General features: G+C 36.3%; 1 protein-coding gene. It reads right to left on the minus strand.

Annotated elements, in window-relative coordinates; translation table 11 throughout:
• Positions 1 to 51: 51 nt before the first annotated feature.
• The coding region (locus HMPREF2697_RS00160) for a helix-turn-helix domain-containing protein (protein ID WP_142350066.1) at positions 52 to 463 on the minus strand (412 nt) is incomplete at its 5' end.

Genomic DNA, 463 nt, shown 5'->3' on the forward strand with positions numbered 1-463 from the left:
TGAAGTCTTCAATCGCTAAGTATTTTGATTCGTGGCGCTGTTTCCCTAGCCTCACATCCTTCCGAATTCTTTCACTTTTTTTAAGAGTTCAACAGCCATATCCTTTTCTTCTAACTGACGTTTTAAGCGCACATTTTCTCTTCGTAAACGTTCTAATTCATCAACCTCATCATCTAGTTTGTGATGACCCCTTTTGTCAACTAAACCTTCTTCACCATCACTATCATACTTTTTCACCCACGAATACACTTGGCTATAAGAAACATCATAAAGTGACGCCGTTTCCTTATAATTGCGATTGTGTTCAATACAATAATTGACAATCTCTTTACGCTCATCAATAGTAGTTTTACGTCTTGCTTTTGCCATATAGACCCCCTGTTTTGGATTGTAATCCTTAAGTTCTATATTGGCATTATACATCCTAATCCACTTTCTTAAAAGTCCTGAAGAAATATCATAC

The sequence above is a fragment of the Streptococcus sp. HMSC064D12 genome, assembly GCF_001837205.1.
Classification (GTDB): domain Bacteria; phylum Bacillota; class Bacilli; order Lactobacillales; family Streptococcaceae; genus Streptococcus; species Streptococcus salivarius_D.